An 18128-nucleotide genomic window follows, 5' to 3' on the forward strand; every position below is an offset into this window, starting at 1 on the left:
CGTCGTTTCAGGGCGTGGACATTGCGCGCCTGGCGGCGCCGCGCCGATCGCGGCGCATCGCCCGGGCACGGCAATCCAGGCAGAATAGCCCGCTGAGTTGCCTTTTCGGGATGGCCTGAGCAGTTGAACGAGTTCGAGAGCGCGGTGGGCGAGGTCGCCACCGCTGACGTCACCAGGATCGCCCTGGGCGTCGAATACAAGGGCGCGCGCTACCGCGGCTGGCAGCGCCAGGAGGACGGCGTGCCGTCGGTGCAGGGAGCGCTGGAGCGGGCCCTGTCCAAGGTCGCGGCAGAGCCGATCGGGGTGATGTGCGCCGGCCGCACCGATGCCTCGGTGCACGGCAGTGGCCAGGTGGTGCACTTCGACACCCGCGTCGAGCGCCCGCTGAAGGCCTGGGTGATGGGCAGCAATGCCAACCTGCCGGCGGATATCAGCGTGACCTGGGCCAAGGTCATGCCGGCAGACTTCCATGCGCGCTTCTCGGCCGTGGCGCGGCGTTACCGCTACGTCATCTACAACGATCCGATCCGCCCGGCGCACATGGCCGAGGAGGTCACCTGGAACCACCGGCCGCTGGACGTCGAGCGCATGCGCGCGGCGGCGCAGAAGCTGGTCGGCACCCATGACTTCACCTCGTTCCGCGCCGTGCAGTGCCAGGCCAAGTCGCCGGTCAAGACGGTGCACCACCTGCAGGTGCTGGAGCACGGCCGCTTCATCGTGCTGGACGTGCGCGCCAACGCCTTCCTCCACCACATGGTGCGTAACTTCGCCGGGGTGCTGATGTCGGTAGGGGCGGGCGAGCGGGAGCCGGAGTGGGTCGACGAGGTGCTGGCGGCGCGCGACCGCCGCGCCGGCGGAGTGACCGCGCACCCCTTCGGGCTCTACCTGGTGCGGGTGGAATACCCCGAGGCCTTCGCGCTGCCGCAGCGCTACCTGGGGCCACATTTCCTTTCATCTTTGCCCGATACGCTCGGCTGACGCTGTCCGGGTCATTTGCTACCATCGACGGATTGCTTTGAAGGAAGGTCGCCGCATCTTGTCCGCCGTTCGCATCAAAATCTGTGGCATTACCCGTGTCGAGGACGCCCTGGCCGCCGCCGAGGCGGGCGCCGACGCCATCGGCATGGTGTTCTACGCCAGGAGCCCGCGCGCGGTCAGCGTGCAGCAGGCGCGCGCCATAGTCGCGGCGCTGCCGCCCTTCGTCACCAGCGTGGGCCTGTTCGTCAATGCCAGCCGCTGCGAGATGGGGGAAATCCTCGATGCGGTGCCGCTGGACATGCTGCAGTTCCACGGCGACGAGCGCGCCGCGGACTGCGAGGGCTACCACAAGCCGTACCTGAAGGCGCTGCGGGTGAAGGCCGGCGACGACATCGCCGCCCAGGCCGCGCTTTATCCCGGCGCCGCCGGCATCCTGCTGGACACCTACGTCGAGGGCGTTCCCGGTGGAACCGGCGCGGCCTTCGACTGGTCCCTGATTCCCGAAGCCCTGCCGCGCCCGCTGGTGCTGGCCGGCGGCCTGAACGCCGACAACGCCGCCGCCGCGATCCGCCAGGTGCGCCCCTATGCCGTGGACGTCAGCGGCGGGGTGGAGGCGAGCAAGGGAATCAAGGACGCCGAGAAGATCCGCGCCTTCATCCGCCGCTGTCGCGAGGCGGATTCCCGGTGAGATGCATGTGACGGCGGGCGGTCTGCCACCGTCATTAGGAGCTGTTGACGTTTTGTCATGCGAGCGCCGACCCCGTGTCGGCCTGGCGAAGGCGCCGCCCAGGGCGCGCCGCGATTTCGAGGGGCCGTGGCCGAGCCACGGCGCCGATGGTGATTTTTTCTGCTCACGGGCAGGCGCAAGGCTTCGGGCCGCTGAGCGCACTGTCCCCGCATTGGAGAACAGAGCATGAGCAACTGGCTGGTAGACAAGCTGATCCCTTCCATCATGCGTTCCGAGGCGAAGAAGAGCTCGGTACCGGAAGGCCTGTGGCACAAGTGCCCGTCCTGCGACGCCGTGCTGTATCGGCCGGAGCTGGAAAAGACCCTGGACGTCTGCCCCAAGTGCGACCACCACATGCGCATTGGCGCGCGCACCCGTCTGGACATCTTCCTCGACGAGGAAGGCCGCGAGGAGCTGGGCGCCGAGCTGGAGCCGGTGGATCGCCTGAAGTTCCGCGACACCAAGAAGTACAAGGACCGCCTGGCCGCCGCGCAGAAGGACACCGGCGAGAAGGACGCGCTGATCGCCATGAGCGGCAAGCTGCAGGGCCTGCCCGTCGTGGCCGCGGCCTTCGAGTTCTCGTTCATGGGCGGCTCCATGGGCTCCATCGTCGGTGAGCGCTTCGTGCGTGCCGCCAACTACGCCCTGGAGCACCGCTGCCCGATGATCTGCTTCTCCGCCTCCGGCGGCGCGCGCATGCAGGAAGCGCTGATCTCGCTGATGCAGATGGCCAAGACTTCCGCCGCCCTGGCGCGCCTGCGCGAGGAAGGCATCCCGTTCATCTCCGTGCTGACCGACCCGGTCTACGGCGGCGTTTCCGCCAGCCTGGCCATGCTCGGCGACGTGATCGTCGGCGAGCCCAAGGCCCTGGTCGGCTTCGCCGGCCCGCGGGTGATCGAGCAGACCGTGCGCGAGAAGCTGCCCGAAGGCTTCCAGCGCAGCGAGTTCCTCCTCGAACACGGCGCCATCGACATGATCGTGCACCGCGCGGAAATGCGCGACCGCCTGGCCAAGCTGCTGGCCAAGTTCACCAATACCCCCAGCACCGCCCTCGCAGGATGAGCCAGCGTTCCCTGGCCGACTGGCTCGGCTACCTCGAACAGCTGCATCCCTCGGCCATCGACATGGGCCTGGAGCGCTCCCGCGAGGTGGCCGTCCGCCTCGGCCTGGGGCGCCCCGCGCCGCGCGTGGTGACCGTCACCGGCACCAACGGCAAGGGCTCCACCTGCGCCTTCCTCGCCGAGCTGCTCGGCGAGCAGGGCCTGAAGGTCGGCGTGTACGCCTCGCCGCACCTGCTGCGCTACAACGAGCGCGTGCTCATTCAGGGCCGCGAGGCCAGCGATGAAGCGCTCTGCGAGGCCTTCGCCGCGGTCGAGGCGGCGCGCGGCGAAATCTCCCTGACCTATTTCGAGATGGGCACCCTGGCGGCCTTCTGGCTGTTCGAGCGCGCCGGTCTCGATGCGGTTGTGCTGGAAGTCGGCCTCGGTGGCCGGCTCGACGCGGTCAATCTGGTGGACGCCGACGTCGCCGTGGTCACCAGCATCGGTCTCGACCATGCCGAATGGCTGGGCGACAACCGCGACAGCGTGGCCTTCGAGAAGGCCGGCATCTTCCGCGCCGGCAAGCCGGCCGTGTGCGGCGACCTGGAACCGCCGCAGCCGCTGCTGGACCAGGCCCGCGCCCTGGGCGCGCCGCTGCTGCTGCGCGGCCGCGACTTCGACCTGGCCATCGGCGAGCACGACTGGCACTGGCACGGCCGTGGCGCCGACGGCACCCCGCTGCGCCTGCACCACCTGAGCCTGCTCGACCTGCCCATGGAGAATGCCGCCCTGGCGCTGCAGGTCTATGCGCTGCTGGGCCTGCCTTGGCAGCCCGAGCGCCTGCTCGCGGCCCTGCTGCGGACCCGCGTGAGCGGCCGCCTGGACCGCCGCGTGGCGACCTGGCAGGGGCAGCCGCGCCACCTGCTGCTGGACGTCGGGCACAACCCCCATGCCGCCGACTACCTGGCCCGCCGCCTCGCCGCGCGGCCGCCGAAGGGCCGGCGCCTGGCGGTTTTCGGCCTGCTTTCGGACAAGGATCTGGACGGGGTGCTGGAACCCTTGCTCGGCTTGGTGCAGGATTGGGCGGTCGCCCCCTTGCCCACGCCGCGCTCGCGCCCGGCCGGCGAGCTGGCGGCAGCCTTGCTTGCGCGTGGCGCGCAGGCCAGCGTGCATGACGACATCGCCGCGGCGCTCGAAGCACAGTGCGCGCAGGCGACGGCGGACGACGAGATCCTGGTGTTTGGCTCCTTCTACAGCGTGGCGGATGCCCTGAGCTGGCTGGACGGCAACCAGGACTGACAAGCGGTCAAGAAACGGGGGAGTGGCAATGGCTTTGCTGGATAAGGGGCTCAAGCAGCGGATCGTCGGTGCGCTGGTGTTGCTGGCGCTGGCGGTGATCTTCCTGCCGATGCTGTTCAGCCGCCAGGACGAGGTGCGCCAGGTGACGGTCGACGCCCCGGCGATGCCGAAGACGCCGGCCATGCCTGCGGTGGAAGTGCAGCCGACGCCGGTGCCCGAACCCCAGGCCCCGGTGGCCGAAGCGCCACAGGCCCCCGACGCTCAGCCCCAGGTTCAGGCGCCGGTGCCCAGTCCCGCGCCGACCACTGCGCCTTCGACGCCCATCGCCAGCCTGCCGCAAACGCCGGCCCAGCAGCCCGCCGCCCCGGCGCCGCGCCCTGCCCAGCAACCGGCCACGCCGCCGGCCCAGGCCAGCGCGCCCGCCGCTCCGGCCCAGCGCCTGGATGCCGACAAGCTGGCGGTGAGCTGGTCGGTGCAACTGGCCAGCCTGTCCAACCGCGCCCGCGCCGAGGAACTGCAGAAGAGCCTCCGCAGCCAGGGCTACAACGCCTACGTGCGCAGCTTCGACGGCATGAACCGGGTGTTCGTCGGGCCGGTGATCGAGCGCGCCGAGGCCGACCGCCTGAAGGAGCAGCTGAGCAAGCAGCAGAAGCTCAACGGCTTCGTGGTGCGCTTCCAGCCCGAACGCGGCTGACACCGATGAGCGGCTCCCGATGCATCGGGGGCTCCGCTAAACCCCGGGGCTCTGCTAAAATGCGGGGCCTTTTTCGTTTCTGGGCCGCAACGTGGCATTTACCTGGGTCGATTGGACGATGATCGGCATCATCGTCATTTCCAGCCTGATCAGTCTGAGCCGCGGCTTCGTCAAGGAAGCCCTGTCCCTGCTCACCTGGATTGTCGCGGGTGCGGTCGCCTGGATGTTCGGCGGCGCGCTGGCCGAACGTCTCGCGCCATACATCCAACTGCCGTCCGGCCGCGTCATCGCCGCCTGCGCGCTGCTTTTCGTGGTCACCCTGCTGCTGGGGGCGCTGGTCAATTTCCTCATCAGCGAACTGGTCCGGGTGACCGGCATGTCCGGCACCGACCGCGTGCTCGGCATGGCCTTCGGCGGCGCCCGCGGCGTGCTGCTGGTGGTTTTGCTGGTCGGCTTGCTGAGCCTGGCGCCGGTGCAACAGGACCCGTGGTGGCAGCAGTCGGTGCTGCTGCCGCACTTCCTGCTGGTCGCCGACTGGTCTAAGAACATCGTCCTCAACCTGGCCGGGCACTGGTTCGCCAGTGGCCAACTGGCACCGCCGGTCGGGATGGGGAGTATGCTGCCCAGCCAGTGACGGCTGGGCCAGGGTGGCGCAGTGCGCCGCCCGACGCCGGCCCGGGTGGGGCGGCGGGAACGGAATTTTTTAGCCTGTAAACCAACTAGGGGTTGCGTCGCATGTGTGGCATCGTCGGTATCGTGGGCAAGTCGAACGTCAATCAGGCGTTGTATGACGCGCTCACCGTTCTCCAGCATCGCGGCCAGGACGCTGCCGGCATCGTCACCTGTCAGGACGACAGGCTCTACCTGCGCAAGGACAACGGCCTGGTCCGTGACGTCTTCCAGCAGCGCCACATGCAGCGCCTGGTGGGCAAGGCCGGCATCGGCCACGTGCGCTATCCGACCGCCGGCAGCTCCAGCTCCGCCGAGGCCCAGCCGTTCTACGTCAACTCGCCCTACGGCATCACCCTGGCGCACAACGGCAACCTGACCAACGTCGAGCAGTTGGCCAAGGAGATCTACGAATCCGACCTGCGCCACGTCAACACCAACTCCGACTCGGAAGTGCTGCTCAACGTCTTCGCCCATGAGCTGGCGGTGCGCAACAAGCTGCAGCCCACCGAGGAAGACGTCTTCGCCGCGGTGGCCGGCGTGCACGCCCGCTGCGTCGGCGGCTACGCCGTGGTGGCGATGATCACCGGCTACGGCATCGTCGGCTTCCGCGACCCCAACGCGATCCGCCCGATCGTCTTCGGCCAGCGCCACACCGAGAACGGCGTGGAATACATGATCGCCTCGGAAAGCGTGGCCCTGGACGTCCTCGGCTTCACCCTGATCCGCGACCTGGCGCCGGGCGAAGCGGTGTACATCACCGAGGAAGGCAAGCTGTTCACCCGCCAGTGCGCGGCCAACCCGAAATACTCGCCGTGCATCTTCGAGCACGTCTACCTGGCCCGTCCGGACTCGCTGATGGACGGCATCTCGGTGTACAAGGCGCGCCTGCGCATGGGCGAGAAGCTGGCCGAGAAGATCCTCCGCGAGCGCCCGGAACACGACATCGACGTGGTCATCCCGATCCCCGACACCAGCCGCACCTCCGCCCTGGAGCTGGCCAACCGCCTGGGCGTGAAGTTCCGCGAAGGCTTCGTGAAGAACCGCTACATCGGCCGCACCTTCATCATGCCCGGCCAGGCCGCGCGCAAGAAGTCGGTGCGCCAGAAGCTCAATGCCATCGAGCTGGAATTCCGCGGCAAGAACGTGATGCTGGTGGACGACTCCATCGTCCGCGGCACCACCAGCAAGCAGATCATCCAGATGGCCCGCGAGGCCGGGGCGAAGAAGGTCTACTTCTGCTCCGCGGCGCCGGCCGTGCGCTACCCCAACGTCTACGGCATCGACATGCCGAGCGCCCACGAACTGATCGCCCATGACCGCAGCACCGAGCAAGTGGGCGAGCTGCTCGGCGCCGACTGGCTGGTCTACCAGGACCTGCCGGACCTGATCGACGCGGTCGGCGGCGGCAAGATCAAGATCGAGCACTTCGACTGCGCGGTCTTCGACGGCCAGTACGTGACCGGCGACGTCAACGAAGCCTATCTGAACCGGATCGAGCAGGCGCGCAACGACGCGACCAAGGCCAAGGCCAACGCGGTCAGCGCCATCATCGATCTGTACAACGACTGAAGGAGAGCAGGGGATGGCACAGGAATGGGAAGCCGGTCGCCTGGACAGTGACCTGGAAGGCGCCGCCTTCGACACCCTGGCGGTACGCGCCGGGCAGCAACGCACCCCGGAGGCGGAGCACGGCGAAGCGCTGTTCCCTACCTCCAGCTATGTGTTCCGCAGCGCCGCCGACGCCGCCGCGCGCTTCGCCGGCGAGGTGCCGGGCAACGTCTACTCGCGCTACACCAACCCGACGGTGCGCACCTTCGAGGAGCGCATCGCCGCCCTGGAAGGCGCCGAGCAGGCGGTGGCCACCTCCACCGGCATGTCGGCCATCCTCTCGCTGGTGATGACCCACTGCAGCGCCGGCGACCACGTGCTGGTCTCGCGCAGCGTGTTCGGCTCGACCATCAGCCTGTTCGAGAAGTACTTCAAGCGCTTCGGCGTGCAGGTGGACTACCCGCCGCTGAGCGACCTCAAGGCCTGGGAAGCGGCGATCAAGCCGAACACCAGGCTGCTGTTCGTCGAGTCGCCGTCCAACCCCCTGGCCGAGCTGGTGGACATCGCCGCACTGGCCGAGATCGCCCACGCCCATGGCGCGCTGCTGGCGGTGGACAACTGCTTCTGCACCCCGGCGCTGCAGCAGCCGCTGAAGCTCGGCGCCGACGTGGTGATCCACTCGGCGACCAAGTACATCGACGGCCAGGGCCGCAGCATGGGCGGCGTGGTCGCCGGCAGCCGCAAGCTGATGGAAGGCGTGGTCGGTTTCCTGCGCACCGCCGGCCCGACCCTCAGCCCGTTCAACGCCTGGATCTTCCTCAAGGGCCTGGAAACCCTGCGCGTGCGCATGCAGGCGCATTGCGCCGCGGCCCAGGACGTGGCCGAGTGGCTGGAACAGCAGCCGGGCATCGAGCGCGTCTACTACGCCGGCCTGGCCAGCCACCCGCAGCACGAGCTGGCCAAGCAGCAGCAGAAGGGCTTCGGCGCGGTGGTCAGCTTCGAGGTGAAGGGCGACAAGGCTGCGGCCTGGCGCTTCATCGACGCCACCCGGATGATCTCCATCACCACCAACCTGGGTGACACCAAGACCACCATCGCCCACCCGGCGACCACCTCCCACGGCCGCCTGTCGCCGCAGGAGCGCGAGAACGCCGGCATCCGCGACAACCTGATCCGCGTCGCGGTGGGCCTGGAAGACGTCGACGACATCAAGAAGGACCTGGCACGAGGCCTGGCGGCACTGTGAGCGACCTGGCAGCGATCATCGGCAACGGCAAGGTCGCGCTGGTCACCGGCGCGGCGCGGGGCATCGGCCTGGGGATCAGCGCCTGGCTGATCGCCGAGGGCTGGCAGGTGGTGCTGGTCGACCAGGACCGCGAGCGCGGCGCCAAGGTCGCCGAGGCGCTGGGCGACAAGGCCTGGTTCATCGCCCTGGACGTGTCCCAGGAGAGCCAGGTGGCGCAGACCGTGGCCGAGGTGCTCGGGCAGTTCGGCCGCCTCGACGCCCTGGTGTGCAACGCGGCCATCGCCCGCCCGGGCGTCACGTCGCTGGAGAGCCTGACGCTCAACGAGTGGAACCGCACCCTGGCGGTGAACCTCAGCGGCCCGATGCTGCTGGCCAAGCACTGCGCGCCCTACCTGCGGGCGCACCAGGGCAGCATCGTCAACATCGCCTCGACCCGCGCGCACCAGTCCGAGCGCAGCTCCGAAGCCTATGCGGCGAGCAAGGGCGGCATCCTCGCCCTGACCCACGCGCTGGCCATGAGCCTGGGCCCGGAAATCCGCGTCAACGCGGTCAGCCCCGGCTGGATCGACGCCCGTGACCTCCACGAGCGCCAGGCGGCGCCGCTCACCGAGCTGGACCACGACCAGCACCCGGTCGGCCGCGTCGGCACGGTGGAAGATGTCGCTGCGCTGGTGGCCTGGCTGCTGGGCGACAACGCTGGCTTCGTCACTGGCCAGGAGTTCGTCGTCGACGGCGGCATGACGCGCAAGATGATCTATCTCGACTGAGGTCGGGAGGGTGATGGAGGAGGGCGGCCCAGGGGCCGCCCTTTTTCGTATTTCTCAGGAGCCCCCTGGGCGTCCGGCGTGGCCGGTGAATCCAATCGCGGACAAAGTCCGCTCCTACGCCCGTGCTTCCCTGAACCGTAGGAGCTACACCGAGGTGCTTTCGTAGGATGGGTATCGCTTCGCTCAACACCATCCTACGGGGTTTGAACCCACCTGTAGGAGCGGACTCTGTCCGCGATTCGGCGGATGCTCGGAGCGGCGCGCTACACCCAACCCCAAAGGCAGCTGGCTTCCCGCGTTCCCCCCAAAACGCGAAATTTCAAAAAAATCCAACCAGGGCATTGACTTAGGAAATGCCGCCGGTAGAATGCGCCCCACTTCGAGACGAAGGGTGATTAGCTCAGCTGGGAGAGCATCTGCCTTACAAGCAGAGGGTCGGCGGTTCGATCCCGTCATCACCCACCATCTCGCAAGTTACGCGCAGCGGTAGTTCAGTCGGTTAGAATACCGGCCTGTCACGCCGGGGGTCGCGGGTTCGAGTCCCGTCCGCTGCGCCATCTTCCCCCTCCTGGAGTTCATCACCCCGAACTCACCGCCACGTAGAGTCAAGGCTCCGTAGCGACAGGCAGGATGGAAGGCCGTAACACCCTTGGACGCAAGTCCAGCCGACGCGCAGCGGTAGTTCAGTCGGTTAGAATACCGGCCTGTCACGCCGGGGGTCGCGGGTTCGAGTCCCGTCCGCTGCGCCATCTTCCAAGCCCTCAGGCAGCCATGCCTGGGGGCTTTTTCATTGCGCCGGGAAAAGTCCTCGGTCATGTGCGCTTCATCCGCGCCGGCTAGGCTGCATCCATGACCTTGTCGAACGCGATGGGAGGCAGCCATGGACGACTACCAGGAAGAACTGCTCGAAGAACACCGTACCGAATGCGATCCGCCGGAGCCGGCGGACGACGCCACCGAGATGTGATCAGCCGGCCTGCCGCTGCGCGCGGCGGTATTCCCCCGGCGGCTGGCCGCTCCAGCGCTTGAAGGCGCGCTGGAAGGCCTCGGCCGAGGCGAAGCCGAGCAGGTAGGCGATCTCGCCGAAGGCCAGGTCGGTGTCGCGGATGTAGATCATCGCCAGGTCGCGGCGCGTCTCGTTGAGGATGCTGCGGAACTGGGTGCCTTCCTCGGCCAGCTTGCGGCGCAGCGTCCAGGTCGGCAGCTTGAGGCGCGCGGCGACCTCTTCCAGGTCCGGCTCGCGGCCGTTGAGCAGCGGCCCCAGCAGTTGCACCACGCGCTCGCGCAGGGTGCGCGTGCGGGTGCGTTGCTCCAGTTCCTTCTCGCAGATTTCCTGCATCTGCCGCCAGGTGCTGGGGCAGTGCTCGCGGTTGCCCAGGGCCAGGCTGGCCTGGTCCAGGCGCAGGCGGTTGGCGCCGGCGGCGAACTCCACCGGGCAGCCGAAGAATTCCTCGTAGCGGGCCGCATAGTCCGGCGCCGGGTACTCGATCTCCACCCGGAGCGGGCGTACCGGCTGCCCGGCGATGCGCGCCAGGTAGCTGAGCCAGCCGGCCAGCACCGAGTCCACCACAAAGCGGTTGTAGGCGTTGTACGGGCTGATGGAATAGAAGCTCAGCCAGGCGCCGCCGGCGTCCTCGGTCAGGCTGGAGCGGCCGCGGTAGTTCTGCGCGTAGAGCGGTTCGAAGCGGATCAGCGCGCGGCTGGCGGCGCGCAGGTCGGGGGCCAGGGCGGCGCTGACGCCGGGCAGGCCAAGTTGCTGGATGCGGCTGAACTGGCCCATGCGCAGGCCCAGGGCGGGGTCGCCGCTGAGCTGGATGGCCGCGTGGCCCAGGCGCATGTAGCGCGGGATCGACAGGCGCCCGCCGGGCTCGGCGAGGCGCGCCGCGTCCAGGCCGTACTGCAGCAGCAGCGGCTGCGCCGGCACGCCGCGGTCTTCCAGGGCGTCGGCCAGGCCGTGGACGAAGCCTATGGAGAGGTCGCCCAGCCGCATGCCCGGTTGCTTCATGGTCACAGCCAGAGGTTGATCAGGCGCGCGCCGGGGCCGTCCTCGGCGAGCTGCTGGCCGCCACGGTCGACCACCAGGCCGGGGCCGGAGCTGCCCAGGTCCCACAGCTGCCCGCGGAGGAACACCGCGATGCCGGCCTGGGCGCCGCTGGCGGCCAGGCGCCCGCCGAGGGCCAACTGCTGCCAGGCCTGGCCTTCGCTCAGCTCGCCGGGTTTGAGCTGCACGTCGGAAGGCGTGCGCGCGCCGTTGTAGCCGCGCCAGGGCTGCTGCCACTGGCCGTTGCCGGTGAGGAAGGCGGGCACCGCCAGCAGCTCGACCTTTTCCGAGGCCAGCACCGCGTAGTTGATCGGGTACCAGCTGTCGGCGCAGATCAGCACGCCCAGGCGCCCGGCCGGCGTGTCCAGCACCTGCAGGTTGTCGCTGTGGCCGGCGCGGATGAAGGGCTTCTCGTCGTCGATGGGGAAGACCTTGCGCTGCGGCTGGCCCAGCGGCCTGCCGTCGCTGCCGAACACCAGGCTGGCGTTGTACAGGCTGCCGTTGCCGGTCACCAGTACGCCGTCCTCCACCTTGGGGTTGGGCAGGACGATGGAGCCGGCCACCAGGGTGACGCCGAACTGCCGGGCCAGGCCGCCGAACAGCGTCTGGTAGTCGTGGGCCATGTCCACCGCCTTCATGCGGAACAGGGCGTCGGTGAAACGGTCGCGGCCCTTGGCGATGAGCCAGCCGCGGGCCAGCTTCACCGGGTTGCTGACGGCCATCCACTGCATGGCCTCGGCCAGGTGCTGGGCCTGGTAGACCTCGGGCTTCTCGCCGGCGGCCACCAGCCAGGTGCCGATGTGTTCGGGGAACACCACCACCGTGCGCGGGCCGAGCAGGCCCTCGCTGCGGGCCTTCTCCAGGTAGGCCGCAAGCTTCAGGCGCAGGCGCTCGACGTTCTGGTAGTCGGCGGCATAGAGCTCGGGCTGCACGCCCAGCAGGTTGCCGCGTTCGGAAGGCGCGCCCTGGTTGAGCACCACCTGGCTGCGCAGGTCGGACAGGTAGTGGCCCACCGGGCGGCGCTCGGCCCAGCCGGCGTAGGCGGCGAAGAGGGTGACCAGGATGAGGAATGTCAGCTTGCGCATGCGGGGCTCCGGGACTGGCTGTCAGGGTAGGGGAGCGGCGCCGGCTTGCCAAGCCGTGCTGTCATCTTCGATCAGTAAGTTGTCATTTCCGGTCATTGAGCGCGCCCGGGGCGCTGCTTAGAGTCTGCCCCATACCGACCGTGGCCCGTCCGAGGCCCCGGCACCATGCCCGATGTGGAGGAATCATGACCGCCGCCCTGTACCCGCACCTGCTCGCGCCCCTCGACCTGGGCTTCACCACCCTGCGCAACCGCACCCTGATGGGCTCGATGCACACCGGCCTGGAAGAGAAGCCCAACGGCTTCGAACGCATGGCCGCCTATTTCGCCGAGCGCGCCCGCGGCGGCGTCGGCCTGATGGTCACCGGCGGCATCGGCCCGAACGAGGAAGGCGGCGTGTACGCCGGAGCGGCCAAGCTGACCACCGCCGAGGAAGCCGAGAAACACAAGGTCGTCACCCAGGCGGTGCACGAGGCTGGCGGCAAGATCTGCATGCAGATCCTCCACGCCGGGCGCTACGCCTACAGCCCGAAATCCGTGGCGCCCAGCGCCATCCAGGCGCCGATCAATCCGTTCAAGCCGCGCGAGCTGGACGAGGAGGGCATCCAGAAGCAGATCCAGGACTTCGTCACCTGCTCGGCCCTGGCCCAGCAGGCCGGCTACGACGGCGTCGAGATCATGGGATCGGAAGGCTACTTCATCAACCAGTTCCTGGTCGCCCACACCAACCAGCGCACCGACCGCTGGGGCGGCAGCTACGAGAACCGCATGCGCCTGCCGGTGGAGATCGTCCGCCGCGTGCGCGAGGCGGTGGGGCCGAACTTCATCATCATCTACCGCCTGTCGATGCTCGACCTGGTGGAAGGCGGCAGCACCTGGGACGAGATCGTCCTGCTGGCCAAGGCCATCGAGCAGGCCGGCGCCACCCTGATCAACACCGGCATCGGCTGGCACGAGGCGCGCATCCCGACCATCGCCACCAAGGTGCCGCGCGCGGCCTTCACCAAGGTCACCGCCAAGCTGCGCGGCGAGGTGGGCATCCCGCTGGTCACCACCAACCGCATCAACACCCCGGAAGTGGCCGAGCAGGTGCTGGCCGAGGGCGACGCCGACATGGTCTCCATGGCCCGGCCGTTCCTCGCCGACCCGGACTTCGTCAACAAGGCCGCCGAAGGCCGCGCCGACGAGATCAACACCTGCATCGGCTGCAACCAGGCCTGCCTGGACCACACCTTCGGCGGCAAGCTGACCAGTTGCCTGGTCAACCCGCGCGCCTGCCACGAGACCGAGCTGAACTACATCCCCACCACCCACGTGAAGAAGGTCGCCGTGGTCGGCGCCGGCCCGGCCGGCCTGGCCGCCGCCACCGTGGCCGCCGAGCGCGGCCACCAGGTGACGCTGTTCGACGCCGGCGGCGAGATCGGCGGGCAGTTCAACGTGGCCAAGCGCGTGCCGGGCAAGGAAGAGTTCTACGAGACCCTGCGCTACTTCAAGCGCAAGCTGGAAACCACCGGCGTCGACCTGCGCCTGAACACCCGCGTGTCGGTCGACGACCTGGCCAAGGGCGGCTTCGACGAGATCCTCCTGGCCACCGGTATCGTCCCGCGCACCCCGGCCATCCCCGGCATCGACAGCCCGAAGGTGATCAGCTACCTGGACGCCATCCTCGAGCGCAAGCCGGTGGGGCAGAAAGTGGCGGTGATCGGCGCCGGCGGCATCGGCTTCGACGTCTCCGAGTACGTCACCCATGACGGCGAATCCACCAGCCTGGATCGCCACGCCTTCTGGAAGGAGTGGGGCATCGACGAGAACCTGGAGGCCCGTGGCGGCGTCGCCGGCATCCAGCCGCACCCGCATGCCGCGGCGCGCCAGGTGTTCCTGCTGCAGCGCAAGAAGTCCAAGGTCGGCGACGGCCTGGGCAAGACCACCGGCTGGATCCACCGCACCGGGCTGAAGAACAAGCGGGTGCAGATGCTCAACAGCGTGGAGTACCTCAAGGTCGACGACGCCGGGCTGCACATCCGCATCGCCGAGGGCGAGCCGCAGGTGCTGCCGGTGGACACCGTGATCGTCTGCGCCGGCCAGGAGCCGCTGCGCGAGCTGCACGACGGCCTGGTCGCCGCCGGGCAGAAGGTGCACCTGATCGGCGGCGCCGACGTGGCCGCCGAGCTGGACGCCAAGCGCGCCATCAACCAGGGCTCGCGCCTGGCCGCCGAACTCTGATCCCTTGCCTTTGCCGCCCGGATGCGCCGTCCGGGCGGCAAAGGGCGGAGCCCGTCACAGTTTTCCGTCTGTCGTACGTCGTTTTCTTACGAACGGCCGAGCGACTGCCAACCCAGTCACATTGCCTGCGACATCATTTCCCCTAGACTTGCCCCGGCACCGGTGCGCTCGAGGCCCGGCCGCCGGCCCCTGTGCGGGCCCAACCCTGTTCGCGACAGTCCAGAGGTCCCGTCATGAGCCTGCAGAAGAAGCCTCAGATGGTCGAGGCCGTGGCCTTCTTCGATGAGCGAGGCATCTGCAAGCAGATGCTCTATCCCGAATTCGAGGCCCTGCTCGACAACGTCGTGCAGATGCACGAGTTCGCCGACCGGCAGATGTGCCTGGCCTATGTGCTGATCAACGCGCGCCTGCAGGTCAAGGCCGCGGTGTTCTTCTACCTGGATTTCGACGAGAACGGCGAGGCCGACCGCGGCTGGAACCTGCCGCTGCGCCAGCTCGCCGACCGCGCCGGGCGCGGCCCGGACATGGGCGCCGGGCCCATCCGCCTGGCCTGCCGCAGCCAGTGCCCGGTGTCCTGGCACCAGATGCACCTGTGGGACCCGAGCCTGGTGACGGGCAACAACCACCTGGTGATGCTGCGCGACGCGATCCGGCGCAACCACCTCGGCCTGCTGGTCGAGGAGGAGCCCGTCGCCGTCGAGCCGCAGCGCCTGAAGGTGGCTGCCGAGCACCAGTGGTACGCGACGCCGGCGCAGGACCCGCAGGAGCAGGCCGAGAAGCTGGCCCAGGCGATGCTGGAAGAACACCGGCAGAAGACCGCCGAGCTGCTCGGCCAGCAGGCAACGCGCCTGTCCACCCTGAGCCAGCAGCACGAGCAGGAGCTGCAACGCCTGCGCCTGGGCGCCGAGGAACAGGTCAAGGTGCTGCAGGCCGAACTGGCCGCGCTGCGCGAGGGGCTCAAGCGCGAGGAAGAAATCAATGCCGGCCTGCGCCGCGAGCTGGATGAGCGGGTGGACGGCTTCCAGCGCGGCCGCGAGGAACTGACCGCGCAACTGCGCAGCATCGAGCAGCAGGGGCGCGTGGAGCTGGAAGAGCTGCGCACGCAGTTCGAGGGCGAGGCCGATGCGAAGGTCGCGGCGGTGATCGCCCAGTACAAGGAACAGTTGGCGCTGCGCGATGCCGAACTGAGCTACCGCAACGAACTGGACCGCCAGCTGCAGCAGGACAACGAGGCGCTGCGCCGCGAACTGGCCGCCCAGGCGGCGCGGGCGGAGAGCGATGCGCTGCTGGAGAAGCTGACCTCGCTCGGGGTGATCTTCGTGGTCTATCATCCCGGCGCCGGGCATCTGACCATTCCGCTGCAGGACATCCCGCGCTACCAGGAAAACCCCATGGCCTACGCCGCCGCCAAATGCTTCGTCTCCGAAGCCCAGTACTGCCAGTGGCTGGCCCATTACCAGCAGCCAACCTGCGACGGCCGCCTGTCCAACGGCGAACGCTGCGCGCTGCCGGTCGACCGCGTGGACACCCCGGGCCGCTTCGTCGACGGCGACAGCAACTGCTGTGCCCGGCACAAGACCAGCGGCGGCCTGCGTGGCGTGACCGCGGGCTAGGTGGCTGCCCTGCGATTCCCCGACTGGCGCCCGCTACCCCCTTTGCAACAGCTGCGCCTCGATTGGCTGGAACAAGCTGGCGTCGAGCTGGCGCTGTTGCGCCTGGACCTGGTCGATGAGCGGGTGTCCGGCAACAAGTGGTTCAAGCTGGCGCCCTACCTGCGCCAGGCCGCCGAACAGGGCCTGGAAGGCCTGATCAGCCTGGGCGGCGCCCATTCCAACCACCTGCACGCCCTGGCCGCCGCCGGCCAGCGCTTCGGCTTCGCCACCGTTGGCCTGCTGCGCGGAAACGAGCAGGACACGCCCACGGTGCGCGACCTGCGCGCCTGGGGCATGCAACTGCACTGGCTCGGCTACGCCGGCTACCGCGAGCGCCATGCCGAAGGTTTCTGGGCGTCCTGGCGCGAACGCTACCCGCGCCTGCTGGCGGTGGACGAGGGCGGCGGCGGCCTGCCCGGCGCGCTGGGTTGCGCGCCGTTGGTGGAACAGTTGGGTGTGCAATTGCTGGGCATTGGCTGGAACGGTTACGACCAGCTCTGGGCTGCCTGCGGTACCGGCACCACCCTGGCCGGGTTGGTGCTGGGCGAGCAGGGTGCGCACCCGCTGATCGGCGCCCTGGCGGTGCCGCCTGGCCATGGCGTGGAAGCCATGCTGCCGCGGCTGCTGGCCGAGGCGGGACACGAAGACGCCTGTTATCGCCTGCTGGACGCCAGCCGCGGCGGTTTCGGCAAGGTGGATGCCGAGCTGGTGCGGTTCATGGCCGATTTCGAGGCGGCGACCGGTGTACCGCTGGAGCCGCTGTACACCGGCAAGCTGTTGCTGGCCCTGCACGACGAGGTAAGCGCCGGGCGGATACCCCGTGGCAGCCGTCTGGTCGCAGTGCACAGCGGCGGCCTGCAGGGTAGGCGGGCGATGGAAGAGCGCTTGGGGCGATTGCCGTAGGGCATTCGTTCGTGCCGGACGGATATATCGGCGTGGATCGCGGATGAGATCCGCTCCTACGACCCACCCACGTCATTCGCGCGCCCTGCGCGCGGAATCGCGGGCAGGGCCCGCTCCTACAGGTGTAGGCCGTACTCCACGGCGAACACGTAGGGCACGGATATAGGCGCGACTGTCTTGCCGACCGCGCCGCGGTGCTCTTCGTAGGAGCGAGCTTGCTCGCGAACAGATTCCCCAGCGGGGCTCATTCGCGAGCAAGCTCGCTCCTACGAGAAGCCATGCTCCTCTCAATGGGAATACCCGTTATGCACCCTTGGCCACTGGTCGCCGACCAGGAACAGCCGTTCGGCCTCGTACCACTCCCCCTGCTGTTCCTCCAGACGCACCAGCAACTGCGGGAAAGCATCCGCCGGCAGTTGCGCCAGCCAGGCATCGAAGCGCTCCGGCGCCCAGCTCTGCTCAGCGGCCTTGCGCGCCGGAGCCAGCCATTCGCTGCGCGGCAGCGGCTGCCAGCGCCCCGTGCCCTGGGCGCGGTACAGGGGCCAGTGGCGGCGGTGCAGCCAGGAGCCGCTCAGGTGCTCGGGGTTGGCGCCCTCCGGCGCCGCGCACTCGCCGGGCCAGGGGTAGAACAGGTAGCCGCCCAGCCAGAGCGCGGCTTGCACCGGGGCGCTGCTGAAACCGGCGATCAGGGCGCGGCCGTGCGGGGTGGAGGAGAGCGGTAGCTGGTGCTCGCGCAGGTGGCGCAGCTTGTTCGCCAGGCGGTCCTCGGCGCCGGGACCGAGCCAGTCGTCCGGGCCTTCGCGGCTGGGGCCCAGGTAGAGCTTGATGGCCAGCTCCAGGTGATGCAGGCCGTCGTCGTCCTCCAGTAGCAGGTCCAGCTCGCCCAGGGTGTGGCCGTTGTCGCGCACCGCCAGGTTGGCGCCGAGCAGGCGCAGGTCGGGGGCCTGCTGCAGGGCGAACTGCCAGAGGCGTTCGTAGTAGCGGCCCAGGCGTTGTTGCGGCGAACTCTGCAACCAGGCCTGCAACGCTTCGCTGTGCCTTTCCTGTTCGCGCAGCCAGTCGCCTAGAAGCCGCGGCTCGGCCAGCCAGCGGCTCGCCGCCAGCGGATGGCGCAGGGGCAGGGCGCCGGCATCCAGCAGAGGTTCGCCGAGCAGGGTCCAGGCGAGGTCGCGCACCGCGGGTTGGCGCAGTTCGGCTAGCAGCTCAGCGAGCAGGTGGGCGGTCGACTTCATCCGTGCAGCCTAGCCGAACGCC

Annotated in this window: 15 protein-coding genes and 3 tRNA genes; 15 read left to right on the forward strand and 3 right to left on the reverse strand. The window is 69.0% G+C overall.

Annotation, left to right across the window (positions count from 1 at the left end; translation table 11 throughout):
• Positions 1-123 precede the first annotated feature (123 nt).
• The 12 genes from truA (at position 124) to M8R19_RS24655 (ending at position 9720) form a co-directional block, all read left to right on the forward strand.
• Positions 124-978, forward strand: coding sequence for a tRNA pseudouridine(38-40) synthase TruA (truA, locus tag M8R19_RS24600; protein ID WP_249919188.1), 855 nt, complete (start codon positions 124-126; stop codon positions 976-978).
• 58 nt (positions 979-1036) lie between these two features.
• Positions 1037-1666, forward strand: coding sequence for a phosphoribosylanthranilate isomerase (locus M8R19_RS24605; protein ID WP_043267473.1), 630 nt, complete (start codon positions 1037-1039; stop codon positions 1664-1666).
• A 225-nt stretch (positions 1667-1891) separates the two neighbouring features.
• Positions 1892-2767 (forward strand): acetyl-CoA carboxylase, carboxyltransferase subunit beta, encoded by an 876-nt coding sequence (accD, locus tag M8R19_RS24610; RefSeq protein WP_009621059.1) that lies wholly within the window; start codon positions 1892-1894, stop codon positions 2765-2767.
• Positions 2764-4044, forward strand: a complete 1281-nt coding sequence (gene folC, locus M8R19_RS24615; RefSeq protein ID WP_249919189.1) for a bifunctional tetrahydrofolate synthase/dihydrofolate synthase — start codon at positions 2764-2766, stop codon at positions 4042-4044. Before accD ends, folC begins: the two co-directional genes overlap by 4 nt.
• A gap of 28 nt (positions 4045-4072) precedes the next feature.
• A complete protein-coding gene (locus tag M8R19_RS24620) occupies positions 4073-4738 on the forward strand; it encodes an SPOR domain-containing protein (protein ID WP_009621064.1) in 666 nt (221 codons plus the stop codon).
• A 91-nt stretch (positions 4739-4829) separates the two neighbouring features.
• Positions 4830-5372: a CvpA family protein gene (locus M8R19_RS24625; RefSeq protein WP_099049040.1), complete on the forward strand. Its 543-nt coding sequence runs from the start codon at positions 4830-4832 to the stop codon at positions 5370-5372.
• A 101-nt stretch (positions 5373-5473) separates the two neighbouring features.
• Entirely contained in the window at positions 5474-6979 is a 1506-nt protein-coding gene (gene purF / locus M8R19_RS24630) for an amidophosphoribosyltransferase (RefSeq protein WP_074984778.1), read from the forward strand.
• A 13-nt stretch (positions 6980-6992) separates the two neighbouring features.
• A complete protein-coding gene (locus M8R19_RS24635; protein WP_249919190.1) occupies positions 6993-8204 on the forward strand; it encodes an O-succinylhomoserine sulfhydrylase in 1212 nt (403 codons plus the stop codon).
• Between the two features lie 5 nt (positions 8205-8209).
• A complete protein-coding gene (locus tag M8R19_RS24640; RefSeq protein ID WP_134163509.1) occupies positions 8210-8971 on the forward strand; it encodes an SDR family oxidoreductase in 762 nt (253 codons plus the stop codon).
• 389 nt (positions 8972-9360) lie between these two features.
• Positions 9361-9436 (forward strand) — tRNA-Val (locus M8R19_RS24645).
• Between the two features lie 15 nt (positions 9437-9451).
• A tRNA-Asp gene (locus tag M8R19_RS24650) sits at positions 9452-9528 on the forward strand.
• A gap of 115 nt (positions 9529-9643) precedes the next feature.
• Positions 9644-9720 (forward strand) — tRNA-Asp (locus tag M8R19_RS24655).
• Between the two features lie 218 nt (positions 9721-9938).
• On the opposite strand, the gene M8R19_RS24660 is transcribed toward M8R19_RS24655, so the two are convergent.
• The gene (locus M8R19_RS24660; RefSeq protein ID WP_249919191.1) at positions 9939-10976 is read right to left on the reverse strand and encodes an AraC family transcriptional regulator; all 1038 of its coding nucleotides are present in this window, start codon (positions 10974-10976) and stop codon (positions 9939-9941) included.
• Between the two features lie 2 nt (positions 10977-10978).
• Positions 10979-12097, reverse strand: coding sequence for a carbon-nitrogen hydrolase family protein (locus tag M8R19_RS24665; RefSeq protein ID WP_249919192.1), 1119 nt, complete (start codon positions 12095-12097; stop codon positions 10979-10981).
• 185 nt (positions 12098-12282) lie between these two features.
• Between M8R19_RS24665 and M8R19_RS24670 the strand changes: the two genes are divergently transcribed.
• The 3 genes from M8R19_RS24670 to M8R19_RS24680 all read left to right on the forward strand — a co-directional run bounded on the left by M8R19_RS24670 (position 12283) and on the right by M8R19_RS24680 (position 16874).
• Positions 12283-14319 carry an NADPH-dependent 2,4-dienoyl-CoA reductase gene (locus tag M8R19_RS24670; protein ID WP_249919193.1) on the forward strand — a complete coding sequence of 679 codons (2037 nt, stop codon included), beginning with the start codon at positions 12283-12285 and terminating at the stop codon, positions 14317-14319.
• 233 nt (positions 14320-14552) lie between these two features.
• Positions 14553-15932, forward strand: a complete 1380-nt coding sequence (locus M8R19_RS24675) for a chromosome partitioning protein ParA (RefSeq protein WP_249919194.1) — start codon at positions 14553-14555, stop codon at positions 15930-15932.
• 42 nt (positions 15933-15974) lie between these two features.
• Positions 15975-16874, forward strand: coding sequence for a 1-aminocyclopropane-1-carboxylate deaminase/D-cysteine desulfhydrase (locus M8R19_RS24680; RefSeq protein ID WP_249920225.1), 900 nt, complete (start codon positions 15975-15977; stop codon positions 16872-16874).
• Between the two features lie 287 nt (positions 16875-17161).
• Here the strand turns inward: M8R19_RS24680 and M8R19_RS24685 are convergent, their stop codons facing one another.
• Entirely contained in the window at positions 17162-18106 is a 945-nt protein-coding gene (locus tag M8R19_RS24685) for a DUF1853 family protein (RefSeq protein WP_249919195.1), read from the reverse strand.
• Between the last annotated feature and the right edge of the window lie 22 nt (positions 18107-18128).

The organism is Pseudomonas sp. R3.Fl, assembly GCF_023516765.1.
GTDB classification, from domain to species: Bacteria; Pseudomonadota; Gammaproteobacteria; order Pseudomonadales; family Pseudomonadaceae; genus Pseudomonas; species Pseudomonas citronellolis.